The following is a 22,297-nucleotide window of genomic DNA, read 5'->3' on the forward strand; positions in this document are numbered from 1 at the left end:
TATATCAAAACAGAAATCGCGATGAAAATTAACTCCATAATTATGGGTGCTTTGATGTTCATGAATAATAATTTTTTAATCACAGTAATTAAATTTTTTTGAATTATCTAGTATAATCTACGATTTTTTGCAATAACTTGCAGTGTATTAATATCCCTTTACACTCTTCATTCTCTAATAGTTATTCATTGGTCCGATTCTTATAAGATTCATTTCAATGCTTTCAGATAGAAATATGGAACCTTCTTCAATTTCTAAGTTCGGATATGGTTTAATCATCACATCATTGGCATTTGTAATGCTGTTGATGTCCCTATATGTCTCTGGAGGAGCGGTTAAAATACATATGGTATGGATTCTATTGTTTTCCATATTCCTGGTTGTTGGAGAATTGTTGGTGATGCCTATTGCATTAAGTTTCATTTCAAAATTGGCTCCAAAAAAATACACCACTCTGATGATGGGTGTAATGTTTACCGCAACTGCAATTTCTGAAATTTTTGCAGGATTATTCGCAAGTGCATTTCCAGAAACAATTAATGAGCAGACAATGCTTTTGAATTTCATTCCTATTAATGGTTTGGCATCATTTATGTGGGTCTTTATCATATTGCTGGCGGGTTCCGGAATAGTCTGGCTGCTGCTTAGAAATAAAATTAAAAAATTAGCTCATGGAGTAGTCTAACTACTCCAGATATATATTATTCATTCTCATTTTGTGATTTTAGATAGTTTTCATGAATTTCTTCCGCCAAATCATCGTTTCCCTCTATGATTGGGCCTGTATAATCGCAGTCATAACAAACCCATTTGGACCAGTTTTGGGGAATAATCCATTTAACCTTTTTAGACCCGCACCTTGGACAAATCTTGTGCATTTATATCACCTGTCTAAATCTATTGATTGAAAAGTATTTAAATCTATATATAAGTATTGATTTAATTCGAAATATAAAACTTCGTCCATTATTTTGATTACAAAAGTATTTAAAATCAGTTTTTTAATGTAAAAATCAATTTTCTTTCATGACAATTTAATATAATTAATTGTCTGAAAGGGATGTAATATTAAAAATTATAAAAATAAAAAAGTACTTTAAAGAATTAAAAATAATCCTTTAAAGATTTGTTTACGATCCGATACTTTCTATTCCTTTTGTAGCCATTAATTTAGTAAATGAACCTTCAGGTTTCATTACGATATTACCTTTGGAATATTCATCTAAAGCGGCCTTCATCATTGTGGCTTTTTTATCCGGATTTGCAGCCGCTTGTGCAAGCGCTTTTACAAGCACCATTACTGCATCTCCTCTTGACATGGTTCCGGTAACTCCCTCGTTACCTGCATAACCGTTATATGCGTCGTTTTCACGGATAATGTCTGTTGCACTTAAGTTAGTTTCCACTCCATCAACCTTTAGTGGACGCACCGAGTTGATAACATTGTCAACCGCTTCATCATATACTAAAACAACTGCATCAGGTGTGAAATTGGTGTTTGCTTCAACAATCTCTTTTGCATATTGCATACCGTCATCAATGCCGTCATAGAGACTGTCGTGCATGAACATCTTTCCCCCACCAAGGGCACTTGATGCGGGCTGTGTTGGGTGTGTCATGTCACCTGGATAAATTGGAGTGTAATTTTTGAAACTTCCGTTTTCCAAATGGATCATGAAAGCCATGTCCACTCCACCGTTTGACTGTTCGTATTTATCTGCAGCCAATATAAGAATATCCTTGTTTTCTTGTGTTAAATCAGGACCGGAATTTAATGCTCCGTAAATTGAAGCTAATAGTCCTACAAGAACAACTAAAAGAATAGCTATTATTAATTTTTTTGTTCTATTCATTTTAATTCCCACGCATTAATTTTGATAATTTGTATAGAATTAAATTTCTAAACTATAAGATACAATAAAATTGTTCTCATTAGATATCTTTGAGAATTATGTATATATAAATATTATTGAAATTTACTCATTTTTACTGAATTTTTTAAAAAATATATTTATAATGTCTTTAAATTAATTGAAAAGGTATTTATACACAATCTATTAATAAACAATATTATGGCAAAGGATGATAGAAGCAGCATAAATCCTTTTACAGGAAAATCACATTTTGACATGGTAAATGATGATAAGTTCCTTCAAGATTCATATAACGAATATTATGGAATGATTAATCAGTCCCAGCTTTTGGATAATACTCAGGATGGTCAAATCGTCAGAAACGTTGCGGTAAGATTGATTCATGCTGTTGAGGAGTATCTCTCTAAAATTGGGAGATTGGATTATGTGGAGGATTATTACGATTGGGATTTTCATTTGGTTGCAGATAATACTGTAAACGCATTCTGCATGCCTGGTGGTAAAATCGTCATGTTTTCAGGTATTCTATCACTTGCAAACACTGAGGAGAAGGTTGCATTTATATTGGGCCATGAAATGGCGCATGCTCTTCTGGATCATTCAAGAACTAGAATTAGCGCCCAGAATGCTCAAAATGCATTAACCTCTGCAGCGTGGATTGGTAGTATCGCTATGGATCTGGTCGGTTTGGGAGGTCTTGGAAGTCTGACAAGGGCGGCCACCAATGTTGCAACTGTGGGCTCCCAGTTTTTACTGATGAATCCGTGGGGAAGAGACCAGGAACTTGAAGCTGACCGTTTAGGCATGCTTATAATCCATTGGGCAGGATATGATATTTCACACATTCCTTCATTTTGGCAGTCAATGGCCAATCAGAATTCTAATGAGCACGACTTTTTTTCTACGCATCCTGCTGATTCAAAAAGGATAGCTGCAATGAATGAGCTTGTTCATGAAATCGATAACGGGGCCGATTTTTATTCAGGACCTGTTCTGGGTGAAACTCCTAAGCCTAAAGATGAGTTTATGGATTCACATCTTGTCGCCGGTGATGTCAGGTTCTGTCAGAACTGCGGTGCCAAGGCGGGAGTTGACGATAAGTTCTGCACCAACTGTGGGGCAAAATTTGATGTTGAGTTAAAATGCAGTAAATGCGGCACTTCTGTTAATCCTGGAGATGCATTTTGCATAAACTGTGGAAATAAACTTTAAAGTGATATTATGGATGAAAAGGAAGTTAAGGATGAAGAAATCGTTGAAGAGGAAGTAGAGGAATTAACTGAAGAGGAAAAAATGATTAAATTCATCAACAGGTCAACTTACAGGAAACGTGCATTCAAGGCAATTGGAAACGATGTTAAGATGCCAAAAGAGATTGCTCATGACAGTGGCATTTTGCAGAATCATATTTCCACTGTATTGAGGCAATTGAAGGATAAAGACCTTGTTGAATGTCTTAATCCTAAAATAAGAAAAGGTCGTCTCTACAGGTTAACAGAGGATGGCTTGGAATACCTTGATAAAATTGATTAACTATTTTTTTGCTGTTTTTTTTCATCACCAAAAACTTTATATACTTCTTCTTGTTAATATATTGTGTGTAAGTTAAACACAACTTAACAACATATAATAAACAGGAGTGATAGTATGAACAAAGCACCTCAAAATGAAAACTTGGATTTGGTATTTGTAATGGACAGAAGCGGATCTATAAGTGGTTCAGAAGATGATACAATCGGAGGATTCAACTCATTTATCGAAAGGGAAAGGGAAAACAATCCAAACACTCGCGTAACTACAGTTCTTTTCGATGACCATTACGAAGTATTATACACCAGAAGGGACATTAATGATGTGGCAAAACTAACACGTAACGAATATTGGGTAAGGGGATGCACAGCACTTTTGGATGCTATAGGAAAAACAATCAACACCTTGGATAAAGAAATAGACAACAAAGTAATGTTCGTTATAATGACTGATGGGATGGAAAACTCTTCAAGGGAATATTCAAAACAGCAAATCAGCAATCTGATTAACAATCATGATTGGGAATTTATTTATATTGGAGCGGATATCGATTCCTACGCTGAAGCCAGTCAAATTGGAATCAAAAGGTCTCGTATAGCGAATTATAAGAAAACAAGGGAAGGCATTGATGACGTTTATGGTGCACTTTCAGATGTTTCATGTTGCTTAAGAGCGGATGTGGACATGGATAAGGTTAATTGGAAAAAACGACTGGAAAAATATGACTAGTCATATTCAAGTCCCATTTTTTTAAATGCACGTTTGCGTCTCATGCAACTTTCACAAACGCCACATGGGATTTCCTCTCCCTTATAGCAGGAATAGCTTAATTCCATTGGAGCGCCTACATCGAGGCCAAGCTTGACGATTTCCTCCTTGTCAAGTTCGATGGCAGGTGCTTCAATCCTTATTTTTTCAGGTGAACCTACACTTATCAGATTATTGAATTCATCAAGATACTCTTTTGAATTGTCTGGAAATGTAGCTCCTTCCTCACCGTTCCAACCAACAATGATTATTTCAGCACCAATGCTTTCGGCATATGAAAGGGCAATTGATGTAAAAACGGTATTTCTTGCAGGAACCCAAACATTGCTTGCGGTTTCGCTACTTTTATCCAAGTCGTCCAAATCATTTTCATCGACTTTGGGAATGTCATCATCTGTATTGAGGCTTGAATTGCTTATTCTTGAAAGCCAATCCAATTCAATTACTTCATGACTCCATCCCATCCTTTCACAAATCTCTTTTGAAGCCCTGATTTCCTGTGTGGCTGCCTTTTGACCATAATCAAAGGTAATCGCATGAATCTCATAATCTTTACTGTAGACTGCGGTTGCAACGGTGCAGTCAAGGCCTCCTGACATTACTGAAATTGCTTTTTTCATCCAACCAACTCTTTAACGTCCCTTAAGGCCAAACCTGTGTCACGTGCAATTCTTTTTAAGTCTTCATATTCGGGTCTTTTTGAGATGACAGTGTCGTTGATGTAGGCAACCTTAAATGTTACTTCATAGTCCTTGCCGTCAATTTCAAAGGTCTTTTTGACAAACTCACGTTTGGTTATTCCCCTATGGATATGAGGAGCAATTCTAATTCCCAGACTTCCAGTCTCTTTAAATATGGTGTCTAAAATTACTTCTCTTTTATCTTTTTTGGAAATAACCTTCAAAAGACTTCCCTGACGGTTTTTCTTCATGATGATTGGAGTAATTGAAACATCGCTTGCGCCGGATTCTAAAAGAACATCAAAGAGATATCCTATCTCTTCACCGGTTAGGTGATCGATGTTGGTTTCGATAACGTCAACACTATCGTTTTCGGCGATGTCATCACTTTCAATTATTCTTAAAACATTAGGGTGGTCAAAATCCTTTCTTCCTGCACCATAACCCACATTTTTAGCCTTTGTGAGGGGGATGAATTGGGAAATCTCATCGCACAATTCCATGTATATTGCAGCGCCGGTAGGGGTTGCAAGTTCACTGTCAACAGGACCTCCGACAATGTTTGCATCATTCAATATCTCAACCACTGCAGGGGCAGGAACCGGTATTGTGCCATGGGCTGTTTTGACTCTTCCTCCGCCGACAGCTATTGGAAGGCCAATGACTTTTTGACTGTCATAGCCTAAACTGTAGTAAGCATAAACAGAACCTATCACGTCAGCCACTGCATCGCTTGCTCCGACTTCATGAAAGTGAACTTCATCCAGACTTTTGCCGTGGACTTTGGATTCGGCTTTGGCAATTCTTTCGAATATTTTTATTGAAGTTTCTTTAACATCACTTTCGATATCCAGATTCTCGATTTTTGATATGAAATCCTTAAAATTAATTGAATGATTGTGTTCCAGCATTTCCACATGGCAGAATGTGGACTGGATGCCATGCTTTGAAACTTTTTTAAACTCAACATTCACTTTGCCGAATTCGTATGCTGATTTTTCCATTATTTCCTTGATTCTGTTTTCATCAGCACCCAAATCAACAAAAGCGCCAATTAACATATTTCCTGCAATTCCACTGGATTGTGGGTCAATAATTATTGTCATAATAGATAAGTCCTTTTTTAGATTATAATATAATTTTAAATTAAATAATTAATATATATTAGCACATGAAAATCAATATCACAGAAAAGGATTACGGACTTTGCATCAATAATCCAAATCACTTTTTGGCATTCAGCGACTTTACCGTCAGTGACGGAATCGACATTATTGAAAATGTTAATATAGTAAAATCAAAAAATGAATTCAAGGCCACAGCCAAGCGTGCCGAAACATTCAACCAGTCAGAAGGTTCATATATAGCGCAGGCAACCGAATCTTTAAACTATTTTTATAATACATATGATGACTTGTCCATTTTCACATTCATGGAAAATGATATTGCACTTGAAAACTTCACAGATGACTTGAAGGTTGCAAACTCTCCAAAGGGATTTGCGGACGCCAGAATCAATCTGAGCAATGTTATCTACATTGATAAGGTGCTGTCTCCGAAAATTCTTCTTAAGATATTCAGGACAGTAACCGCCACAAAGGCCAAGGTATTGGCGGATATGGCACTGCCCCTGCATATTCAAAATATCTTAAACACTGATGATTTTCTTGCCGTTCTTTCAAACATTCCTGAAGGCGACGGTGAGCTGGACATAAACAATGCCGAGTATGATGATATTGATTTTGATGAACTGAAAATGAGGATTGCTGATGCTGTCGAGATAAGCATTGAGGATGCATTTGAAAAGCTTGGCCTGACCTTCGGCATTCTGGATTATCTCGTTTCGCAGGGAATACTGATAGGAGATCTAGTCGAGGCGGGAATGGAGCTTGTCAGTGATGATGATATAACTCCCGAGTTGACCGACAGGATGGAATCACAGATTCTCAAATCACTATCCGACATTAATGTGGTCATGCTTTTGGCTTCAGCAATGAGGCTGGAAGAGGATTTCAGAGCCAACAGGATTCGTGAATTTGATACTTCAGATTATGTCTATTCCGATGAGGTGTTAGGCTTTGCCATTGCCAATCAGATTGCCGGAACAAAGGCGGTTTTGAATTACAGGAGATATATTGAAGCAAAACCTGGAATAATTTGGGGTTTGCCTCAAATAATTGATGACGCATTTGCTGGCCTGATTGCAGGATGCGTTTCAAAAATATTTGAATCATAATAAATTAATATTAGGGACTATAATATATTTGATTATATTATATTTTGAGGAATATTTATGGAAGATGACAGTTACTTTGAAGATGAGGAATTTTCACCGATTAAATCACTTTTGGGGCTTTTGACATTCTCTACAATACTGCCGATCAATGTTTTCACCTCAATTGAGTACATGACCAAATTGACTTGGTGCTGGCCGTTTCTGCATTTGTTTGTGGGGATATTGGCGGCAATATGCGGATATGTTTCATTGGAAATTCTGCATCTGAATTCATTTTTCACCGCAGCGATTGTCTATGCGTTCCTGATGATACTGACCGGTTACAATCACCTTGACGGTGTTATGGATATGGCAGACGGTGTGATGGTGCATGGTGAACCTGAAAAGAAAATCCGTGTCATGAAGGACTCTTCTGTAGGTGCGGGAGGAATGGCAACACTGTTTATTGTTGCAAGCCTTACAATTGCCGGAATCTACAACATTCTTGACTATCATTTTATCATGGGAATTGTGATTTGTGAAATGACTGCAAAAACATCTCTTCTAACAACCGCATTGTTGTCAAATCCATTGACACCTGGAATAGGTAGCTATTTTATAAATGAAACTCGTCCGTCAAATTATATTGCATCTACTGCAATCATAGCAATCATTGCATATATTCTTGGAGGACTTGCAGGCGTTTGTGGCGTAATAGGTGCAATGGTATCCGGAATCATCATAGCAACCATTGCAAAAAGGAATTTTGTCCTTGCCAATGGGGATGTTTTGGGAATGAGCAATGAGGTAGGACGTTTATTGTCATTGCTTTTCATGACAGTTGCTTTGTTTTTCTTATAAGTAATTTTAACAACTTCAAATCAATATTGCAGTCTAATAAAGCATTAGTTTATATACTAAGGAGTTGAAACTAGTAGTGATGAGAATTACCACATGTATTCAAACCTTCATCCCATATTAAATCAATTGAAACAATGCAACAAAGGAATCACCTCCCTAATATAATTTTTTTTTAGTGGTTGTTCTCATCAAATTTATATATTTTCAGTTAGTAATAATTAAACTGATAATATGAATGTTAATGTTTTAAGATTAGACCACAGACTGAAGAGAGATACTCGTATAACAACCCATGTATGTTTGACTGCCCGTGCATTCGGTGCAAGCAAGATATACCTTGCCGGAGAGCGTGACAATCGATTGATGGAAAATGTAAGGGATACTGCTTCAAGATTCGGAGGAAATTTTGAAGTTGAATATGCCGAAGGATATATGGGTGTCATCAACAACTGGAAAGACAATGGTGGAAAAGTTGTCCATTTGACCATGTACGGTTCACAGGCGCATGAGGTCGCACCGGAAATCCGTGAAGACGGATCTGACATTCTGATAATTGTCGGAGGTTCAAAGGTTCCGGGAAAGGTTTATAAGGCAGCTGACTGGAATGTCTCAGTCACAACACAGCCACACTCAGAGGTTTCTTCCCTTGCAGTGTTCCAGCACCTTCTGATGGATGGTAAGGAATTCGATTTGGAGTTTGAAAATCCAGTACTTGAAGTAATACCTACTGCACATGGTAAAAACGTTAATGTTCACAACGAAAACCGTTAAGAGATGAAATCATCCAATCTCTTAATTGCTTTCAGTTTTTCATCTTTTTTTAGGCGTGCCTGCTCTATTGCATCACGCATGGTTTCAATTGAATGGTCATAGACTTCCTGATCGACTGGATATGGAAAACCGTCCTTTCCTCCGTGGGTGAAGCTGTACTTGACCGGGTCTTTCCAGCTTGCAGGCTCACCATAGACCAAATCGGAAATCAACGCAAGTGCCCTTATTTTTTTGGGACCTATTCCCTTTAATAAAATCAGTTCCTCATAGTTTTCGGGCTGGATTTCCCAGGCACGTGTCAGGACTTCAAATTCCTTGTCCGAAATGTCCATGTCAAGGACCGGATGATGTGGGGGCAGTGTAAAATCCTCCAAAAGCAATTGGTTGTCCTTTCTTTTAAAGTATTGTCTTAAATGGTTTGGATTGTCGTTAATCAAATCAACACTAATTTTTTGAGCATTCTCACTGTCCTTGGAGGACATGTTCAATGTATTGGGAGTTTTCATGTCACAGGATATTCCGCTGTGAGGGTCATTTAGTAATTGGTCAACTTCGCTGCCCAACCAGTGGTAACGTCGGGCATACTTGTTTTGGGTGTTGAGGCCCTGCTGGACTACTGCCCAGTCTCCCTTTTCGGTTACAAAGAAATTGTGCTGATATAGTGTGTATCCGTCCTGAATACAGGAATTGTCGATTTTGGCGGACAGTTTGCTTGTCTCAACAAGTTTTTCCACGGTTTTTGTTCGAAGATTGAAAACCTCTCCTGCATGTTCGATTCCCTTTGGTGTTTTTCTGGATTTTGCTCCTTTTCCTCCGGTGAGATAGATTCCATGCTCTTCGGGAGTAAGTGATGCCTTAAGGGCACCTAATGTGGTTGTGGTTGTTCCTGAAGAGTGCCAGTCAAAACCCAAAACACATGAAAATGCCTGAAACCAGTAAGGATTTGAAATACGATTCAAGAATTCCTCTAGGCTATACTCCTCAATGATTACTGAGGCCAATGCTCCGGATAACTTAACCATTCTTGAAAATAACCAGCTTGGAGGATGGCCTCCGTGCAGTGGCAAATTGACTGACCCTCTTCTTTTCATGAATGGTAATATGTTTATTATATATATTAGTTTTTTTACCGAGAGCATTTGGTAATTAATTTTTTCTAAATCTTCAAGTTCACTTCGATATTGTCTTATAAACAAAACTTTAATAAGTAATGGTTACTAAAATTATTAATGTTATATTTATTAACAAATTATTTAATCAAAATTATAAAGGAGCTAATATTATGGCTGTAAATAACGGAGATTTTGTAAGAGTAAACTTTACTGGTAAAATAAAAGAAACTGAAGACGTATTTGATACTACTTATGATGAAATTGCACAAGAAGCTGGAATTTTCGATGAAAACAAAACTTACAAAGCAATCCCTATTGTTGTAGGTGGAAACCACTTATTACCTGCTATTGAAGAAGCAATCATTGGATTAGATCAAGGTGACAAAAAAACCATCGAAGTGGATGCTGAAAACGCATTCGGTCCTAGAGACCCATCATTAATCCAATTAGTACCTATGAGAGAATTCAAAAAACAAGGTATGACTCCGGTTAAAGGTATGAGAATCCAATCCGAAGGTGCAACCGGTAAAATCTTAACCGTCAACGGTGGAAGAGTAAAAGTTGACTTCAACCACGAATTAGCAGGAAAAGACTTAGTTTACGATGTTGAAGTAACTGAAATCATCGAAGATGAAGAAGAAAAAATCAAAAGTATGATTGAGTTACACTACTCCAACCCTAATGTTGACATTGATAAAACCGAAATCGACATCGTCGACGGTGTTGCAAACATCAAATTAGATGAAATGGCAAAATTCGATCAACAATCCTACATGGACATCACTTTTGCTAGATTCAGAATCGCTAAAGATATCTGGGACAACATCGAAGAAATTACCAAAGTTAACTTCGTAGATGAATTCGAAAAAAGAGAAGAATCCGACGACGAAGAAGACGAAGAATAGATAAACATTTTGAGTTATTTCAATAACTCATCCCTTACTTTTTTTTACAATAATTTTAATATAGTATTTTTTACATAGTCTAATTCATGTTAGAATTGGATAAACTTTTAGAAATTTTCAATGACGCTAAAACATTGGAAATGGATATGGATGCTGCTGAAGCATGTAACTATTATTCTCAAGAGGCACAAAAGATAACCTGTGAAATTAACTACGCCTATCATGATTTTGATGAAATCAGGCAACTGTTTTCAAGGCTGATTGGTTCAGAGGTAAGCGATGACTTCAGACTTTTCCCGCCATTCACCACCGACTTTGGAAAAAACATTCATCTGGGAAAAAACGTTTTCATCAATTCAGGATGCAGATTCCAGGACCAGGGAGGAATCTATATAGGTGATGATGTTCTAATCGGACATAATGTGGTTATAGCTACACTCAACCATGAAGAAAATCCTGCCAAAAGGGGCAATCTGGTTCCTTCACCTGTTAAAATAGGAAATGGCGTGTGGATTGGATCAAGCGTCACAATCACTCCAGGCGTTACAATTGGTGACGGGGCTATTGTAGGTGCAGGTGCGGTCGTTACAAAGGATGTGGCCGAAAACACAATTGTTGCCGGCGTTCCCGCCAAGTATATTCGGGATGTCAAGACAGATTAGATTCTTTTTCCATCTTTTATGGCAACGATGCCGGGAATCTTGTCGACCTTAAGTTCATACATGGCCTCCATTCCTTCCCATTCGAAAAGCACACATTTCTTTTGAAGAACCTTGCTTGTGAGAAGTGCGGCTACCGGAGGGGTTATGACAAAGAGGGATTTGTTCTCATCAAGACTTTCAAGTGTCTTGTCGCTCAACATTCCCTTTCCTATATGTATTTTAACACCGCTTTCGCTTAAGGCAGGTATTGTTGATTCTATTTCCACTTTACTGCTGGTTGTCGGTGCAATTCCCGCATCACTGAATGCGGTATGCATTATGGCTGCACCATTCAGGTCAAACGGAACCTCGCCCTTTTCAATCAGTTCTACAAGCTGTGGCAGGGCGGCATCACGTCCGGTATAGATTGTTCCCGAAACTGTTATCTCATCACCAACCTTCAAGTCAACTAAATCTTCATCGATAATTGGTGTAGTTAAATTTTTCATAATTATAATTTTTCTTCAAATTTTAAAAAATTTTCTAATTTAGATAAGATATTTAAATGTTTATTAACATAAATATAATACATTCTAGATTAAGTTATCAAGAATTTAAGGAGATTTTAAATTGATTATTATTGACGAAGAACTATGTAAAGGATGTCATCTTTGCTTATTCATGTGCTACAAAAACGTATATGCGATATCTCCTGATGTAAACAAGAAAGGGGTCCAATTGCCGTATGTCAAGTTTGAAGACAGATGTACTAAGTGCGGCACTTGTGAAGTTGCATGTCCGGACCAGGCAATCACTGTGGATTTGCCTGAAAACTGGTGGATGAGCGATGACAATGATTTGAATTTCAATCCTAATTTTGCAAAGGGGAAAAAGTAGGTGTTAGAAATGTCAGAAGAATTTTTTATTCAAGGAAATGAAGCATGTGCTAAAGGGGCAATAACTGCAGGATGCAGATTCTTTGCAGGTTATCCAATTACTCCATCTACTGAAGTTGCCGAAACTTTAGCCCGTGATTTACCAAAAGTTGGAGGTTCATTTGTTCAGATGGAAGATGAGATTGCTTCAGCAGGAGCCATTATCGGAGGTTCATGGGGAGGAGCGAAATCCATGACCGCAACATCCGGACCGGGCATATCATTGATGCAGGAAAATATTGGATATGCCTTCATGACAGAAACTCCAATTGTTATCGTTGATGTTCAAAGAGGTTCACCTTCAACCGCTCAACCGACCATGGCCGCACAGGGAGACATGATGCAGGCACGTTGGGGATCACACGGAGACTACGAACCTATAGCATTGTCTCCGTCAAGCGTTCAGGAATTCTTTGATTTCACAATTAAGGCATTCAACCTTGCAGAAGAATACAGATGCCCTGTATTTGTAATGGCTGATGAGGTAATTGGACACATGAGAGAAAAAATAGTGGTTGATGACGATATTGAAATCGTTCCTCGTAAAAGACCAGAAAAAAGTGATGATTACCTTCCGTTTGAAAATATTGAAAACGGAACAACACCAATGCCTGCATTCGGTGATGGATTCAATATTCACGTGACAGGACTTACTCACGATGAAAGAGGTTATCCGGATACCAACAATCCTGAAACCCATGACAAACTCATTCAAAGAATCTGTGACAAGGTATTAAATAACAAGGATAAAATCTGCTCAATCAAAAGTGAAAACTGTGAAGATGCAGATATCATTATTGTTTCCTATGGTGCTCCTGTAAGATCAGCAATTGAAGCTGTAAGAAAAGCAAGAGCAAACAATCAAAAAGTTGGTTATGTCAAAATTGACACTCCATGGCCGTTCCCTGATGAACAGCTAAAAGAGGCAACAAAAAATGCAAGCGATGTAATTGTTGTCGAGATGAACCTGGGTCAAATGTATTATGAGGTTGACCGTGTTCTTAGAAGGGATGCCAACGTTCACCTTATGGGCGTTATTGGAGGATTATTGCCAACACCTGATGAAATATTAGATGAAATTTCAAGAATAGGAGGTAACTAAATGTCAGAACATAAACAAAACAGGTTTATTCCATACTTAAGAGAAGACAGATTACCTCATATCTTCTGTCCGGGTTGTGGAAACGGTGCAATCATCAATGCATTTTTAGCAGCAATGGAAAAGGCTGAAATGGATTTCGACAATATTGCAATGGTTTCCGGAATCGGATGTTCTTCAAGGATACCAGGTTACCTGAAATGTGACTCACTGCACACTACACACGGAAGAGCGTTAAGTTTTGCAACCGGTTTAAAGACTGCAAACAAGGATTTGGATGTTGTAGTGTTCACAGGTGATGGAGATGCAGCATCAATCGGTGGAAACCATCTGATTCATGCGGCAAGAAGAAACATCAACTTAACTGTCATATGTATCAATAATAACATTTATGGAATGACTGGTGGTCAAATCAGTCCAACATCTCCTAAAGGCAGTTTCGGAACAACTGCACCATACGGTAATCAGGACACTCCATTCAAACTGGCCGAACTTGTTGCAGCAGCAGGCGCAACCTATTCCGCAAGATGGACTACAGTACAGCTTGAAAATCTGGTATTGTCCATTAAGGACGGTTTGAAAAATCCTGGTTTCTCATTCATTGAAGTTGCAACCCAATGTCCAACATACTTCGGACGTAAAAACAAACTCAAGACACCTACCGCAATGGCAGCGGTGATGAAGGCGAATACTGTATTCAAGTCTGCAGCTGAAAGGATGAGGCCTAAAGAATTGGAAGGTAAAATTGTAGTGGGCGAATTTGCAAACTACACAAAAGACGAATTCACTGAAAATATTGATAAGATTAGTGTGGAAAAATCAGGCAAGAAGACTGTTATCAATTCTGCATATGAATCAGAGTTTTAGAGGGATAATATGAGAACTGAAGTAAGAATCTGTGGTTTTGGTGGTCAGGGAGTAATCCTCGCAGGAATTATTTTAGGTAAGTCTGCAAGTCTCTTTGACAATAAGGAAGCTGTTCAAACCCAATCCTATGGTCCTGAAGCTCGTGGAGGAGCTTCCAAATGTGAAGTTGTAATAAGCGATAGTGAAGTTGACTATCCTAAAGTTCAAAATCCTGATATATTGGTTGCAATGTCAAATGAAGCATTAATCAAATATATTGTGGATTTGAAGGACAATGGAACATTAATCGTTGATCCTGGAACAACAGATGTTGAAGATGTCCGTGATTTTATTGAAGAACATAATATTAAAGTTTATGAGGCTCCGGCAACTAAAACTGCAACCGATGAAATCGGACTCAAGATTGTAGCTAATATAGTTATGGTTGGAGCAATTACAAAAATTACTGAAGTGATATCCAAAGAGGCAGCTATAAAGGCTATTGAGGCAAGCGTTCCTAAAGGAACTGAAGAAAAGAATGTCGCTGCTTTTGAAGCGGGGTACGCTTTGGTTGAATAAGGTGTTAAAATGAGATTTTTTGAAAATGTAGCTAAACAAATTTTTAATCAAGAAGGAATTCCAATATTGGAAGGACACGTTGCATACTCTCCTGAGGAGGCAATGTCAGTCTGTTCCGAAATGGATGTTCCGGTAGTTATAAAAGCACAAGTTTTAACCGGTGGAAGAGGTAAAGCTGGTGGTGTTAAATTCGCCAATAACCCTGGTGAAGCTTTAAAAGTAGCTGATGAAATATTGGGTATGGAAATCAAAGGTGAAAAGGTAAAACACCTTTTGATTGAGGAAAAAGCTGAAATTTTAAACGAATTTTTCGTAACTGTATCCGTTGACAGGGGTGCCAGAAGGCCGGTTATTTTGGCAAGTAAGGAAGGTGGGGTTGAAATTGAAAACCTAGCAAAAACAAACCCTGAAAAGATTATTAAATATTATCCTAACCCTTTACTTGAATTCCTCCCTTATGAGGCACGTGAAGTTGCCCGTAAAATGGGTGTTGATTCCGAACTGATTTCTCCTATGGGAGATATGATCTGGAAACTGTATCAGGTATTTGATAAATATGACGCTGATACCGCTGAAATTAACCCGTTGGTATTGACTCCTGATGGACTAATTGCTGCTGACGCTAAGCTTGTTGTTGAAAATGATTCATTGTACAGACATCAAGAACTGGTTGAAAGAATGCACTATAAGAAAAAGGCTGTGGACTTTGTCCAATTGGATGGGGACATTGCTGTTATCGGTAACGGTGCAGGTTTGACCTTGACTGCAATGGACATGATTAAGCTCAACGGTGGAGAACCGGCTACTTTCCTGGATATTGGAGGTGGAGCTTCAGAGCATATCATCAATCAGGCTTTAAATATAGTTCTAAATTATGATCCTGTCAAAGTAGTGTTCCTGAATGTTTTGGGTGGTATTACCAAGGCAGATGATGTTGCCCGTGGTGTTATCAAAGCTTTGGAGCAGGCACAACGCAAAGTGCACATTGTCATTAGGCTGACAGGTACCAATGAAGAAGAAGGTCAAAGGCTTTTGGATGAAGCTGGAATTCCATACGAAACATCAATGGAAAAAGCTGCTAAAAAGGCTGTTGAACTTTGTGAAGAGCTCAAAGCTGAAGGAAAATAGTTTCAGTTCAAAAAACTCATTTAACAGGTTAGATTGTGTATCTGAATTATTGAAGCAGAACTACTCTGCTCACTTCAGATTCATTAACTAACTCTTTACCGCACGCATCACCAATCCTTTTTGCGAAATCCTTGACTTCGTCAAATGAAGGCATATTGTCCAGAGTCAATCTTTTACGTGAGGAACCGACAAACATGTATGCTTTCACTTCTACGAAATCCGGGTCTGCCTTTTTTATCAGTTCTGCATAACCTTCAGGGTCTTCCATGTTTTTTCCGCGAACGCAGGTATTTCTTATACATGTACGTGAGTTAAAACTGGACAGTGTCTCAAGTGATTCGTTTAGATTGTCCCAAGCATCATTTATTCTCGGTCTGCAGACACTTTCGAATATTTTCTTTGAAGGTGCATCCAAGGAAAGGTATAGTTGATAGGGATCGTTTTCAAGGTTGCGCAGGCGGTCAACACATTGGCCGTTGCTCACGACAAAGGTTGTAAAGTCACGTCTGTTGAACTCCCCTATCAGTTCATCAATTTTCGGATAAAGTGTAGGCTCTCCTGCAAGGGAGATTGCCGCATTGGTGGGTTGGGTCATTTCTTCCAGTTTTTTCTTGTTTGCCTTGTCATTACCATAAAAGCCGCATAACAGTTGGTTTTGAGCCTTGATTGCTTCGTCAACTATGACCTTTGGCTCATCATATTCTTCATCTTCCCATGTTGTCTGGGTGTATGTCAGGTCTCTCCAGCAGAATTCACATTCCTGTTGACAGTTTGGAACTGCAGGAGACATCTGAAGGCATCTGTGTGACTGAATGCCGTAGAATTTTTCCTTGTAACAAACTCCCTTGTCAGATATGCTTTGACGTGTCCAATGGCAGGTTTTGACTGCTGCATGACCATGTTTTCCAACGAATCTGTATCCACTTTTTTCTAATTTTTCGATTTGGCTTTTATTGAATGACATAAAATCATATTTATTTTTAATTTTATACTATATAATTTTTACAAGTCCAAATCAATATTGATTTTATTGAACAAAATTTACTTTATTACAAATAAAACTATTTATATGTTTAAATTTAATATTAATTGTTATGAGATTATGGAGTAAATATCAAGAAAAATTATTCTTCGATAAATCAAAAAATTTTGCTACCCATCAGCAGCTCTTCTACAGGACAGATGATGGGAGGTATGTGACTTACTGGCCCAAGGGCTATAACGGGACAAAATCTACTCTGCAATCAAGAAATACACTAATAGGAAACTTCACCGAAAAGTGGGTATGTGACCTGTTGACAAACATCCTGCCTGAGGACGAGTATTGTATAATGCAACAGGCACAGATACCCGCAATCGGAATAACCCACAAATCACCAGCAGACATAGTAATAGCAACGGCAAACAAAAAGGTCCTGATGCCTGATGAGGTAAAGCTCATCTTTGAAGTGAAGATGTCACTTGTGTGGAACTGGCAGTATGACGAGACAACAGGCACGATAAAAGAAATCGGCGATTACAGGACCCATCAGGGCCGTCCGAGTTTCACCAGATCCGATTCCATCCTGAAGGCAATCGGAAAGGGAATTGACATAAGGGTGTCCAATGTAAAGGCATCAAAAATTCCGTTTATAATTTTGGGCAATGCACCATTGTCAAACGGATTTTGCAAAAAGGCGGATTATCTCAAAAATGCAGGCATAATACAGGGCTTCTGGTCACTGAATCCCTTTCCCTTAAACCACGGCAACACCAGAAAGAGAAGTGTGAAAAATGGATTTATCAGAATGGACAATGTTGATGAGTTAAATATGAGATTGAACCAATTATTTAAACAAGATTTAAATTTTTTCTCAGGAATGGAAAATCCAAAACGATTAGGACAGTTGATAGAAATAGCAAACCGGGAAGAAACTTATGAAAACAAGGGATTGAAATTCCTAAATCTCTTAAAGGGGTCATAACTTGGTAAGAAAAACTCAAACAAAATCATTTGGATCTGTTGTACGGGAGTCTCATAATTCTAAGAAATTCTACAGTTCAAAACTTTTTAAGGATTTTGAATTGCCCAAAAATATTGAATACCGGCAAAATACAATTCCTGAAAGTGAATTGAACAGGTTTTATTGCAAATCCAGTGAGGTCATGGATGAAATACCTGATGAAAGCATTCATCTCATGATAACCTCTCCTCCATACAATGTCGGAAAGGAATATGACAGCGACCTGAGCCTGGACGAGTATCTTTCGCTTCTCACAATTGTCTTTTGTGAAGTCCACAAAAAGCTGGTGACCGGTGGAAGGGCATGCATAAATGTTGCAAACATTGGCAGAAAACCGTATATTCCTCTTCATGCAATGATAATTGAAATAATGTTGGATCTGGGATTTTTGATGCGTGGAGAAATAATCTGGGACAAGTCCGCAAGTGGAGGGGGTTCATGTGCATGGGGAAGCTGGATGTCGGCTTCAAATCCTGTGCTGAGGGATTACCATGAATATATTCTGGTCTTTTCAAAGGATTCCTATTCCAAGGACAAGAACCAAACAAAAAGGGACAGCATCGAGAGGGATGAGTTTATTGAATGGACCCGAAGTGTCTGGACATTTCCTGCGGTGAATGCCAAAAAGATCGGTCATCCCGCACCATTTCCGATTGAACTGCCTCACAGGTTGATAAAATTATATAGTTATGAGGGAGATGTGATTTTGGACCCTTTTGCCGGCAGCGGAACAACAGCAATTGCGGCCATTCAAAATAATCGTAATTACATATGCTATGACATTAAACAGGAATATGTCGATTTGGCAAAAAAGAGAATTTCCAATCAAAAATTTATTTAATAATGTTAAATAAATAATATTATCATAAAAGAAATTGTGGGATAATTATGGACACTCCAATTGTAATATTGAATTATAAAACTTATTTGGAATCAAGTGGTTTGAAAGCTTTAGAACTGGCACACGACCTTGAAAGTGCTGCTAGTGAATCTGGAATTACTATGGTTGCTGCTCCTCAAGCAGCAGATATTTATAGAATCAGTGAAGAAACTTCACTGCCTATTTTTGCTCAACACATTGATCCGATAACTCCTGGTGGACATACAGGTTCTAATTTGATTAATACATTGATTGATGCTGGAATCAGCGGATCTTTGATAAATCATTCAGAACAGAGGATGAAATTGGCAGACATTGATGAAGTTGTAAAAATGTGCAAGGCCAATGAAATTGAATCCTGTGTATGTACAAACAACATCGAGACTTCAAAGGCTATAGCCACACTCGCTCCAACTGCAGTGGCTGTTGAACCTCCTGAATTGATAGGTACAGGAATTCCAGTATCCCAGGCACAGCCTGAAGTTGTTGAAGATACAGTACGTGAAGTAAAAGCCATCAACAAGGATGTTAAAGTATTGTGTGGTGCAGGTATTACAACTGGTGATGATATGAAAGCAGCAATGGATTTAGGCGCAGATGGAGTCTTACTGGCTTCAGGAATCATCAAGGCCGAAAGTCCAAAAGATGCTTTACTTGATTTGGTAAGTAAATTATAGAGTGAGAAAATGGCAAAGGAATTTAATACAATAGATGATTTTGATGTAGAGGATAAGACCGTTCTGGTGAGAATTGATATTAACTCTCCAGTTGATCCGGGCTCAGGAATTATTCTGGATGATACCAGATTGAAATTACACGCCCAGACCGTTAAGGAATTATCCAACAAAGGGGCAAAAGTAGTACTTTTAGCACATCAATCACGTCCTGGAAAAAAGGATTTTACAACATTATCTCAACATGCAGAAGCCCTGTCCGATATTTTGAACTTAAGGGTAAAATATGTTGATTCATTATTTTCCAATTCAGCAAAAGAGGCAATCAAATCATTAAGGCCTCATGAGATTCTTTTACTGGAGAATGCAAGATTTTTCTCAGAGGAAACTCTCTCAAGAACTCCTCTAGAACAGTCAAAGACCCATCTTGTAAGGGAACTGTCTCCATTAATTGATTATTTTGTGAATGACGCTTTTGCAGCGGCACACAGGTCACAGGCATCACTTGTAGGTTTTACAGTAAACACTCCATCCGCTGCAGGCAGAGTCATGGAAAAGGAACTGACTGTAATTCAGGATGCATTGGATAATGTGCAGCATCCATGTGTGTTCCTGCTTGGTGGAATGAAGCCTGATGATTCAATTGATGTTATGGAGAATGTTTTAAGCAACGGTACTGCAGATTCAGTTTTGACTACCGGTATTGTTGGAAACATTGTTCTTTGGGCATCCGGAGCAGACATCGGTGAGGTAAACAGAAACTTCATTGCAAGCCATGGATATGAAAGCATGGTTGAAAAGGCAAAGGATTTGATTGACAGATTTGGTGACAAGGTTAAATATCCAATCGATGTTGCATGTGAAATTGATGGGGAACGTGTAGACATTGACTTTAGGGAAATCCCTAATGAATCAATATTCGACATCGGCGTTAAAACAATCAATTACTATGCTAATGAGATAAGGGAAGCTAAAGCCATATTTGCCAATGGTCCTGCAGGAGTGTTTGAAGACCCTAAATTTGCAATGGGTACAGAAGACTTAATCAATGCAATTGCTAAATCCGAAGGATTCTCACTTATTGGTGGAGGACACATTGCAGCCGCTACCGCTGGTCTTGGACTTGCAGACCAAATGAGCCATTTAAGTAGTGGTGGTGGAGCTTGTATCAGCATGCTTGCAAGTAAAGAGTTGGCTGCAGTTGAAGCTTTAAAAAATAGTAAAGATTAGCTATTAAAAATATTTAATAGCTCTTCTGATGATTTTTTAGGATTATCTGAGCTCATTATAGCACTTACTACAGATAGTCCTGCTATTCCAGTGTCAATTAGTTCGCCGGCATTGTCATGATTTATGCCTCCGATGGCTACAACTGGAATATTTATTGAGTCCACAATTTCTTTTAAATCCTTTTTTGTAATTTTTGGTGCATCATCTTTTGTTGCAGTTGGAAATACTGCTCCAGTTCCGATGTAATCGGCACCATCTTTTTCTGCTTTTTTTGCTTCATCAATTGTGGCTGCTGAAATTCCGACAATCTTATCTGGACCGACTAATTTTCTTGTCACGTCACATGGCATATCGGATTGGCCTACATGAACTCCATCGGCATCGATTGCCAGTGCGACATCAACTCTGTCATTGATAATTAGAGGAACATCATATTTGGTAGTGATTTCCTTTACTTTCAATGCCAAATTGTAAAAGTCAAGTGTGTCCTTTGTTTTTTCTCTGATTTGAACAACACTGACTCCGCCCTTGATTGCCTCTTCAATTGTATTTAGGAATTTTTCCACATCATCACTTTTGTCGGTGACGAGGTAGAGTGATAAGTCTAGATTTTTCATAGTATCTTGATGTTTGCTTCGTTCATTAATGTTTCACTATCTGTTTTGTAGAGATAGTCGATAAGATATGTTCTGAATGAACCTGTTCCCTCGTTTCTTTCTTCAACTTTTGCTCTTGCCTTTTCACCTGCAATGTTCATTGCAAGAATTGCAACTAGGCTTCCCTCAAATGGATTTGATCCTCCAATGCAGCTTCCAACGATTGAGGATAACATACATCCGCTTCCGGTAATTTTTGGCATCATGTCATCTCCGTTGTCGATTGCAATGGTGGTGGTTCCATCACTTAATATGTCAATAGGGCCACTTGCAAGGATTACGGTATCCAGTTTTTTTGCAAGTTCGCAAATGATGTCTCCATTGGCTTTTAGGTTTTCTTCAGTGATTATGTCATCAGCGTTAACGTCAACCCCTTTTGCGGTGTTGCTTTCATCGAGTACTCCGGATAATTTTGCAATTGCTTTTATTTCAGTAATGTTTCCTCTTATTGCGGCAATATCGTAATTGTTAATTAAGTCCATTGTTGTTTTGTTTCTAAGTTCGGTCACTCCAACTCCTACAGGATCTAAAATGATTGGGGTGTTTGTTTTGTTAGCGGTTTTTGAACTTATTTTCATTGATTCAATTTGGTCTTTGCTTAATTTTCCGATGTTTATTACAAGCACATCCGCTATTGTTACAACCTCTTCAAGTTCCTCGGCATCCTCTGCCATGAAAGGAGATCCGCCTATTGCAAGAACTGCATTTGCACAGTCATTAATTGTGACTGAATTTGTAATGCAGTGGGTTAATGCATTTTTTTCCTGAATGTTTTTCAGATTTTCGTCAATTTTTTTGAGTAAATCGGTTTCGTTTTTTGTCATGATTATTAATTATAAATTTCAAATTATTTAAATTTTAATGAAAAAAGTGTGTTTTATAGTAAAGTATTTAAATAACTTTTTATAGA

Annotated in this window: 26 protein-coding genes and 1 pseudogene; 18 read left to right on the forward strand and 9 right to left on the reverse strand. The window is 38.2% G+C overall.

Going from position 1 to position 22,297, the window contains the following annotated elements:
* The first annotated feature begins 235 nt into the window (after positions 1–235).
* Positions 236–685 (forward strand): hypothetical protein, encoded by a 450-nt coding sequence (locus tag QZV03_RS08805; RefSeq protein WP_296875999.1) that lies wholly within the window; start codon positions 236–238, stop codon positions 683–685.
* 16 nt (positions 686–701) lie between these two features.
* On the opposite strand, the gene QZV03_RS08810 is transcribed toward QZV03_RS08805, so the two are convergent.
* Positions 702–878, reverse strand: a complete 177-nt coding sequence (locus tag QZV03_RS08810; RefSeq protein ID WP_296875940.1) for a hypothetical protein — start codon at positions 876–878, stop codon at positions 702–704.
* Positions 879–1,130: 252 nt separating this feature from the next.
* The gene (locus QZV03_RS08815; RefSeq protein WP_296875943.1) at positions 1,131–1,853 is read right to left on the reverse strand and encodes a DUF4012 domain-containing protein; all 723 of its coding nucleotides are present in this window, start codon (positions 1,851–1,853) and stop codon (positions 1,131–1,133) included.
* 219 nt (positions 1,854–2,072) lie between these two features.
* Here QZV03_RS08815 and QZV03_RS08820 point away from each other — a divergent pair, with 219 nt between their 5' ends.
* The 3 genes from QZV03_RS08820 to QZV03_RS08830 all read left to right on the forward strand — a co-directional run bounded on the left by QZV03_RS08820 (position 2,073) and on the right by QZV03_RS08830 (position 4,133).
* Entirely contained in the window at positions 2,073–3,086 is a 1,014-nt protein-coding gene (locus QZV03_RS08820) for a M48 family metallopeptidase (protein WP_296875944.1), read from the forward strand.
* 9 nt (positions 3,087–3,095) lie between these two features.
* The gene (locus QZV03_RS08825; RefSeq protein WP_296875946.1) at positions 3,096–3,407 is read left to right on the forward strand and encodes a transcriptional regulator; all 312 of its coding nucleotides are present in this window, start codon (positions 3,096–3,098) and stop codon (positions 3,405–3,407) included.
* Positions 3,408–3,521: 114 nt separating this feature from the next.
* Positions 3,522–4,133, forward strand: a complete 612-nt coding sequence (locus QZV03_RS08830) for a vWA domain-containing protein (RefSeq protein WP_296875948.1) — start codon at positions 3,522–3,524, stop codon at positions 4,131–4,133.
* Here the strand turns inward: QZV03_RS08830 and queC are convergent.
* Complete coding sequence (queC, locus tag QZV03_RS08835) at positions 4,130–4,792, reverse strand: 7-cyano-7-deazaguanine synthase QueC (protein ID WP_296875950.1); 663 nt, start codon at positions 4,790–4,792, stop codon at positions 4,130–4,132. The two genes, QZV03_RS08830 and queC, sit on opposite strands and share 4 nt — an antisense overlap.
* The gene (larC, locus tag QZV03_RS08840) at positions 4,789–5,958 is read right to left on the reverse strand and encodes a nickel pincer cofactor biosynthesis protein LarC (protein ID WP_296875952.1); all 1,170 of its coding nucleotides are present in this window, start codon (positions 5,956–5,958) and stop codon (positions 4,789–4,791) included. Before larC ends, queC begins: the two co-directional genes overlap by 4 nt.
* A gap of 65 nt (positions 5,959–6,023) precedes the next feature.
* Between larC and QZV03_RS08845 the strand changes: the two genes are divergently transcribed.
* The 3 genes from QZV03_RS08845 (at position 6,024) to QZV03_RS08855 (ending at position 8,699) form a co-directional block, all read left to right on the forward strand.
* Positions 6,024–7,088, forward strand: a complete 1,065-nt coding sequence (locus tag QZV03_RS08845; RefSeq protein WP_296875954.1) for a phosphatidylglycerophosphatase — start codon at positions 6,024–6,026, stop codon at positions 7,086–7,088.
* Between the two features lie 57 nt (positions 7,089–7,145).
* The gene (gene cobS / locus QZV03_RS08850; RefSeq protein WP_296875955.1) at positions 7,146–7,928 is read left to right on the forward strand and encodes an adenosylcobinamide-GDP ribazoletransferase; all 783 of its coding nucleotides are present in this window, start codon (positions 7,146–7,148) and stop codon (positions 7,926–7,928) included.
* 231 nt (positions 7,929–8,159) lie between these two features.
* On the forward strand, positions 8,160–8,699 hold the full coding sequence (locus QZV03_RS08855) for a tRNA (cytidine(56)-2'-O)-methyltransferase (protein WP_296875957.1): 540 nt from the start codon (positions 8,160–8,162) through the stop codon (positions 8,697–8,699).
* Here the strand turns inward: QZV03_RS08855 and QZV03_RS08860 are convergent.
* Positions 8,696–9,790, reverse strand: coding sequence for a DUF763 domain-containing protein (locus QZV03_RS08860; RefSeq protein WP_296875959.1), 1,095 nt, complete (start codon positions 9,788–9,790; stop codon positions 8,696–8,698). The genes QZV03_RS08855 and QZV03_RS08860 overlap by 4 nt on opposite strands.
* 191 nt (positions 9,791–9,981) lie before the next feature.
* Between QZV03_RS08860 and QZV03_RS08865 the strand changes: the two genes are divergently transcribed.
* Together QZV03_RS08865 and QZV03_RS08870 are read left to right on the forward strand one after the other, a co-directional pair.
* Entirely contained in the window at positions 9,982–10,716 is a 735-nt protein-coding gene (locus tag QZV03_RS08865) for a peptidylprolyl isomerase (protein ID WP_296875961.1), read from the forward strand.
* A gap of 86 nt (positions 10,717–10,802) precedes the next feature.
* A complete protein-coding gene (locus tag QZV03_RS08870) occupies positions 10,803–11,378 on the forward strand; it encodes a sugar O-acetyltransferase (protein WP_296875964.1) in 576 nt (191 codons plus the stop codon).
* Here QZV03_RS08870 and QZV03_RS08875 read toward each other — a convergent pair.
* Positions 11,375–11,866, reverse strand: a complete 492-nt coding sequence (locus QZV03_RS08875; RefSeq protein ID WP_296875966.1) for a fumarate hydratase C-terminal domain-containing protein — start codon at positions 11,864–11,866, stop codon at positions 11,375–11,377. The two genes, QZV03_RS08870 and QZV03_RS08875, sit on opposite strands and share 4 nt — an antisense overlap.
* Before the next feature lie 121 nt (positions 11,867–11,987).
* Between QZV03_RS08875 and QZV03_RS08880 the strand changes: the two are divergent.
* The 5 genes and pseudogenes from QZV03_RS08880 to sucC form a co-directional block, all read left to right on the forward strand.
* A pseudogene (locus tag QZV03_RS08880) lies at positions 11,988–12,179 on the forward strand (ferredoxin family protein); the annotation flags it as partial.
* 84 nt (positions 12,180–12,263) lie between these two features.
* Positions 12,264–13,394: a 2-oxoacid:acceptor oxidoreductase subunit alpha gene (locus QZV03_RS08885; RefSeq protein WP_296875970.1), complete on the forward strand. Its 1,131-nt coding sequence runs from the start codon at positions 12,264–12,266 to the stop codon at positions 13,392–13,394.
* Positions 13,395–14,258, forward strand: coding sequence for a 2-oxoacid:ferredoxin oxidoreductase subunit beta (locus tag QZV03_RS08890; protein ID WP_296875972.1), 864 nt, complete (start codon positions 13,395–13,397; stop codon positions 14,256–14,258).
* A 9-nt stretch (positions 14,259–14,267) separates the two neighbouring features.
* A complete protein-coding gene (locus QZV03_RS08895) occupies positions 14,268–14,816 on the forward strand; it encodes a 2-oxoacid:ferredoxin oxidoreductase subunit gamma (RefSeq protein ID WP_296875974.1) in 549 nt (182 codons plus the stop codon).
* Between the two features lie 9 nt (positions 14,817–14,825).
* Positions 14,826–15,944: an ADP-forming succinate--CoA ligase subunit beta gene (gene sucC, locus QZV03_RS08900; RefSeq protein ID WP_296875976.1), complete on the forward strand. Its 1,119-nt coding sequence runs from the start codon at positions 14,826–14,828 to the stop codon at positions 15,942–15,944.
* 46 nt (positions 15,945–15,990) lie between these two features.
* Here the strand turns inward: sucC and twy1 are convergent, their stop codons facing one another.
* Positions 15,991–16,908, reverse strand: coding sequence for a 4-demethylwyosine synthase TYW1 (twy1, locus tag QZV03_RS08905; protein ID WP_296875978.1), 918 nt, complete (start codon positions 16,906–16,908; stop codon positions 15,991–15,993).
* Between the two features lie 232 nt (positions 16,909–17,140).
* On the opposite strand from twy1, the gene QZV03_RS08910 reads away from it, so the two are divergent.
* From QZV03_RS08910 to QZV03_RS08925, 4 genes are read left to right on the forward strand one after another with little or no spacing between them, the layout of a single operon-like run.
* Entirely contained in the window at positions 17,141–17,908 is a 768-nt protein-coding gene (locus tag QZV03_RS08910; RefSeq protein WP_296875980.1) for a hypothetical protein, read from the forward strand.
* Position 17,909: 1 nt separating this feature from the next.
* On the forward strand, positions 17,910–18,788 hold the full coding sequence (locus QZV03_RS08915) for a site-specific DNA-methyltransferase (protein WP_296875982.1): 879 nt from the start codon (positions 17,910–17,912) through the stop codon (positions 18,786–18,788).
* A gap of 47 nt (positions 18,789–18,835) precedes the next feature.
* Positions 18,836–19,504, forward strand: coding sequence for a triose-phosphate isomerase (gene tpiA, locus QZV03_RS08920; protein WP_296875983.1), 669 nt, complete (start codon positions 18,836–18,838; stop codon positions 19,502–19,504).
* A gap of 9 nt (positions 19,505–19,513) precedes the next feature.
* Complete coding sequence (locus QZV03_RS08925) at positions 19,514–20,731, forward strand: phosphoglycerate kinase (RefSeq protein ID WP_296875985.1); 1,218 nt, start codon at positions 19,514–19,516, stop codon at positions 20,729–20,731.
* On the opposite strand, the gene thiE is transcribed toward QZV03_RS08925, so the two are convergent.
* The gene (gene thiE / locus QZV03_RS08930; RefSeq protein WP_296875987.1) at positions 20,728–21,348 is read right to left on the reverse strand and encodes a thiamine phosphate synthase; all 621 of its coding nucleotides are present in this window, start codon (positions 21,346–21,348) and stop codon (positions 20,728–20,730) included. The genes QZV03_RS08925 and thiE overlap by 4 nt on opposite strands.
* Positions 21,345–22,211 (reverse strand): hydroxyethylthiazole kinase, encoded by an 867-nt coding sequence (gene thiM / locus QZV03_RS08935; RefSeq protein ID WP_296875989.1) that lies wholly within the window; start codon positions 22,209–22,211, stop codon positions 21,345–21,347. The genes thiE and thiM overlap by 4 nt, the downstream gene beginning before the upstream one ends.
* Between the last annotated feature and the right edge of the window lie 86 nt (positions 22,212–22,297).

The organism is uncultured Methanobrevibacter sp. (genome assembly GCF_902788255.1).
In the GTDB taxonomy this organism is placed as follows: Archaea; Methanobacteriota; Methanobacteria; order Methanobacteriales; family Methanobacteriaceae; genus Methanocatella.

What these genes read in the sequence shown, in the direction of transcription:
- QZV03_RS08925 (WP_296875985.1), top strand. Translation starts at nt 19,514, where the DNA reads ATGGCAAAGGAATTTAATACAATAGATGATTTTGATGTAGAGGATAAG.
- QZV03_RS08870 (WP_296875964.1), top strand. Translation starts at nt 10,803, where the DNA reads ATGTTAGAATTGGATAAACTTTTAGAAATTTTCAATGACGCTAAAACA.
- tpiA (WP_296875983.1), top strand. Translation starts at nt 18,836, where the DNA reads ATGGACACTCCAATTGTAATATTGAATTATAAAACTTATTTGGAATCA.
- QZV03_RS08820 (WP_296875944.1), top strand. Translation starts at nt 2,073, where the DNA reads ATGGCAAAGGATGATAGAAGCAGCATAAATCCTTTTACAGGAAAATCA.
- larC (WP_296875952.1), bottom strand. Translation starts at nt 5,958, where the DNA reads ATGACAATAATTATTGACCCACAATCCAGTGGAATTGCAGGAAATATG.
- queC (WP_296875950.1), bottom strand. Translation starts at nt 4,792, where the DNA reads ATGAAAAAAGCAATTTCAGTAATGTCAGGAGGCCTTGACTGCACCGTT.
- QZV03_RS08885 (WP_296875970.1), top strand. Translation starts at nt 12,264, where the DNA reads ATGTCAGAAGAATTTTTTATTCAAGGAAATGAAGCATGTGCTAAAGGG.
- QZV03_RS08890 (WP_296875972.1), top strand. Translation starts at nt 13,395, where the DNA reads ATGTCAGAACATAAACAAAACAGGTTTATTCCATACTTAAGAGAAGAC.
- QZV03_RS08855 (WP_296875957.1), top strand. Translation starts at nt 8,160, where the DNA reads ATGAATGTTAATGTTTTAAGATTAGACCACAGACTGAAGAGAGATACT.
- QZV03_RS08805 (WP_296875999.1), top strand. Translation starts at nt 236, where the DNA reads ATGGAACCTTCTTCAATTTCTAAGTTCGGATATGGTTTAATCATCACA.
- QZV03_RS08860 (WP_296875959.1), bottom strand. Translation starts at nt 9,790, where the DNA reads ATGAAAAGAAGAGGGTCAGTCAATTTGCCACTGCACGGAGGCCATCCT.
- QZV03_RS08810 (WP_296875940.1), bottom strand. Translation starts at nt 878, where the DNA reads ATGCACAAGATTTGTCCAAGGTGCGGGTCTAAAAAGGTTAAATGGATT.
- QZV03_RS08895 (WP_296875974.1), top strand. Translation starts at nt 14,268, where the DNA reads ATGAGAACTGAAGTAAGAATCTGTGGTTTTGGTGGTCAGGGAGTAATC.
- twy1 (WP_296875978.1), bottom strand. Translation starts at nt 16,908, where the DNA reads ATGTCATTCAATAAAAGCCAAATCGAAAAATTAGAAAAAAGTGGATAC.
- QZV03_RS08830 (WP_296875948.1), top strand. Translation starts at nt 3,522, where the DNA reads ATGAACAAAGCACCTCAAAATGAAAACTTGGATTTGGTATTTGTAATG.
- sucC (WP_296875976.1), top strand. Translation starts at nt 14,826, where the DNA reads ATGAGATTTTTTGAAAATGTAGCTAAACAAATTTTTAATCAAGAAGGA.
- QZV03_RS08865 (WP_296875961.1), top strand. Translation starts at nt 9,982, where the DNA reads ATGGCTGTAAATAACGGAGATTTTGTAAGAGTAAACTTTACTGGTAAA.
- QZV03_RS08815 (WP_296875943.1), bottom strand. Translation starts at nt 1,853, where the DNA reads ATGAATAGAACAAAAAAATTAATAATAGCTATTCTTTTAGTTGTTCTT.
- QZV03_RS08825 (WP_296875946.1), top strand. Translation starts at nt 3,096, where the DNA reads ATGGATGAAAAGGAAGTTAAGGATGAAGAAATCGTTGAAGAGGAAGTA.
- cobS (WP_296875955.1), top strand. Translation starts at nt 7,146, where the DNA reads ATGGAAGATGACAGTTACTTTGAAGATGAGGAATTTTCACCGATTAAA.
- QZV03_RS08845 (WP_296875954.1), top strand. Translation starts at nt 6,024, where the DNA reads ATGAAAATCAATATCACAGAAAAGGATTACGGACTTTGCATCAATAAT.
- thiM (WP_296875989.1), bottom strand. Translation starts at nt 22,211, where the DNA reads ATGACAAAAAACGAAACCGATTTACTCAAAAAAATTGACGAAAATCTG.
- thiE (WP_296875987.1), bottom strand. Translation starts at nt 21,348, where the DNA reads ATGAAAAATCTAGACTTATCACTCTACCTCGTCACCGACAAAAGTGAT.
- QZV03_RS08875 (WP_296875966.1), bottom strand. Translation starts at nt 11,866, where the DNA reads ATGAAAAATTTAACTACACCAATTATCGATGAAGATTTAGTTGACTTG.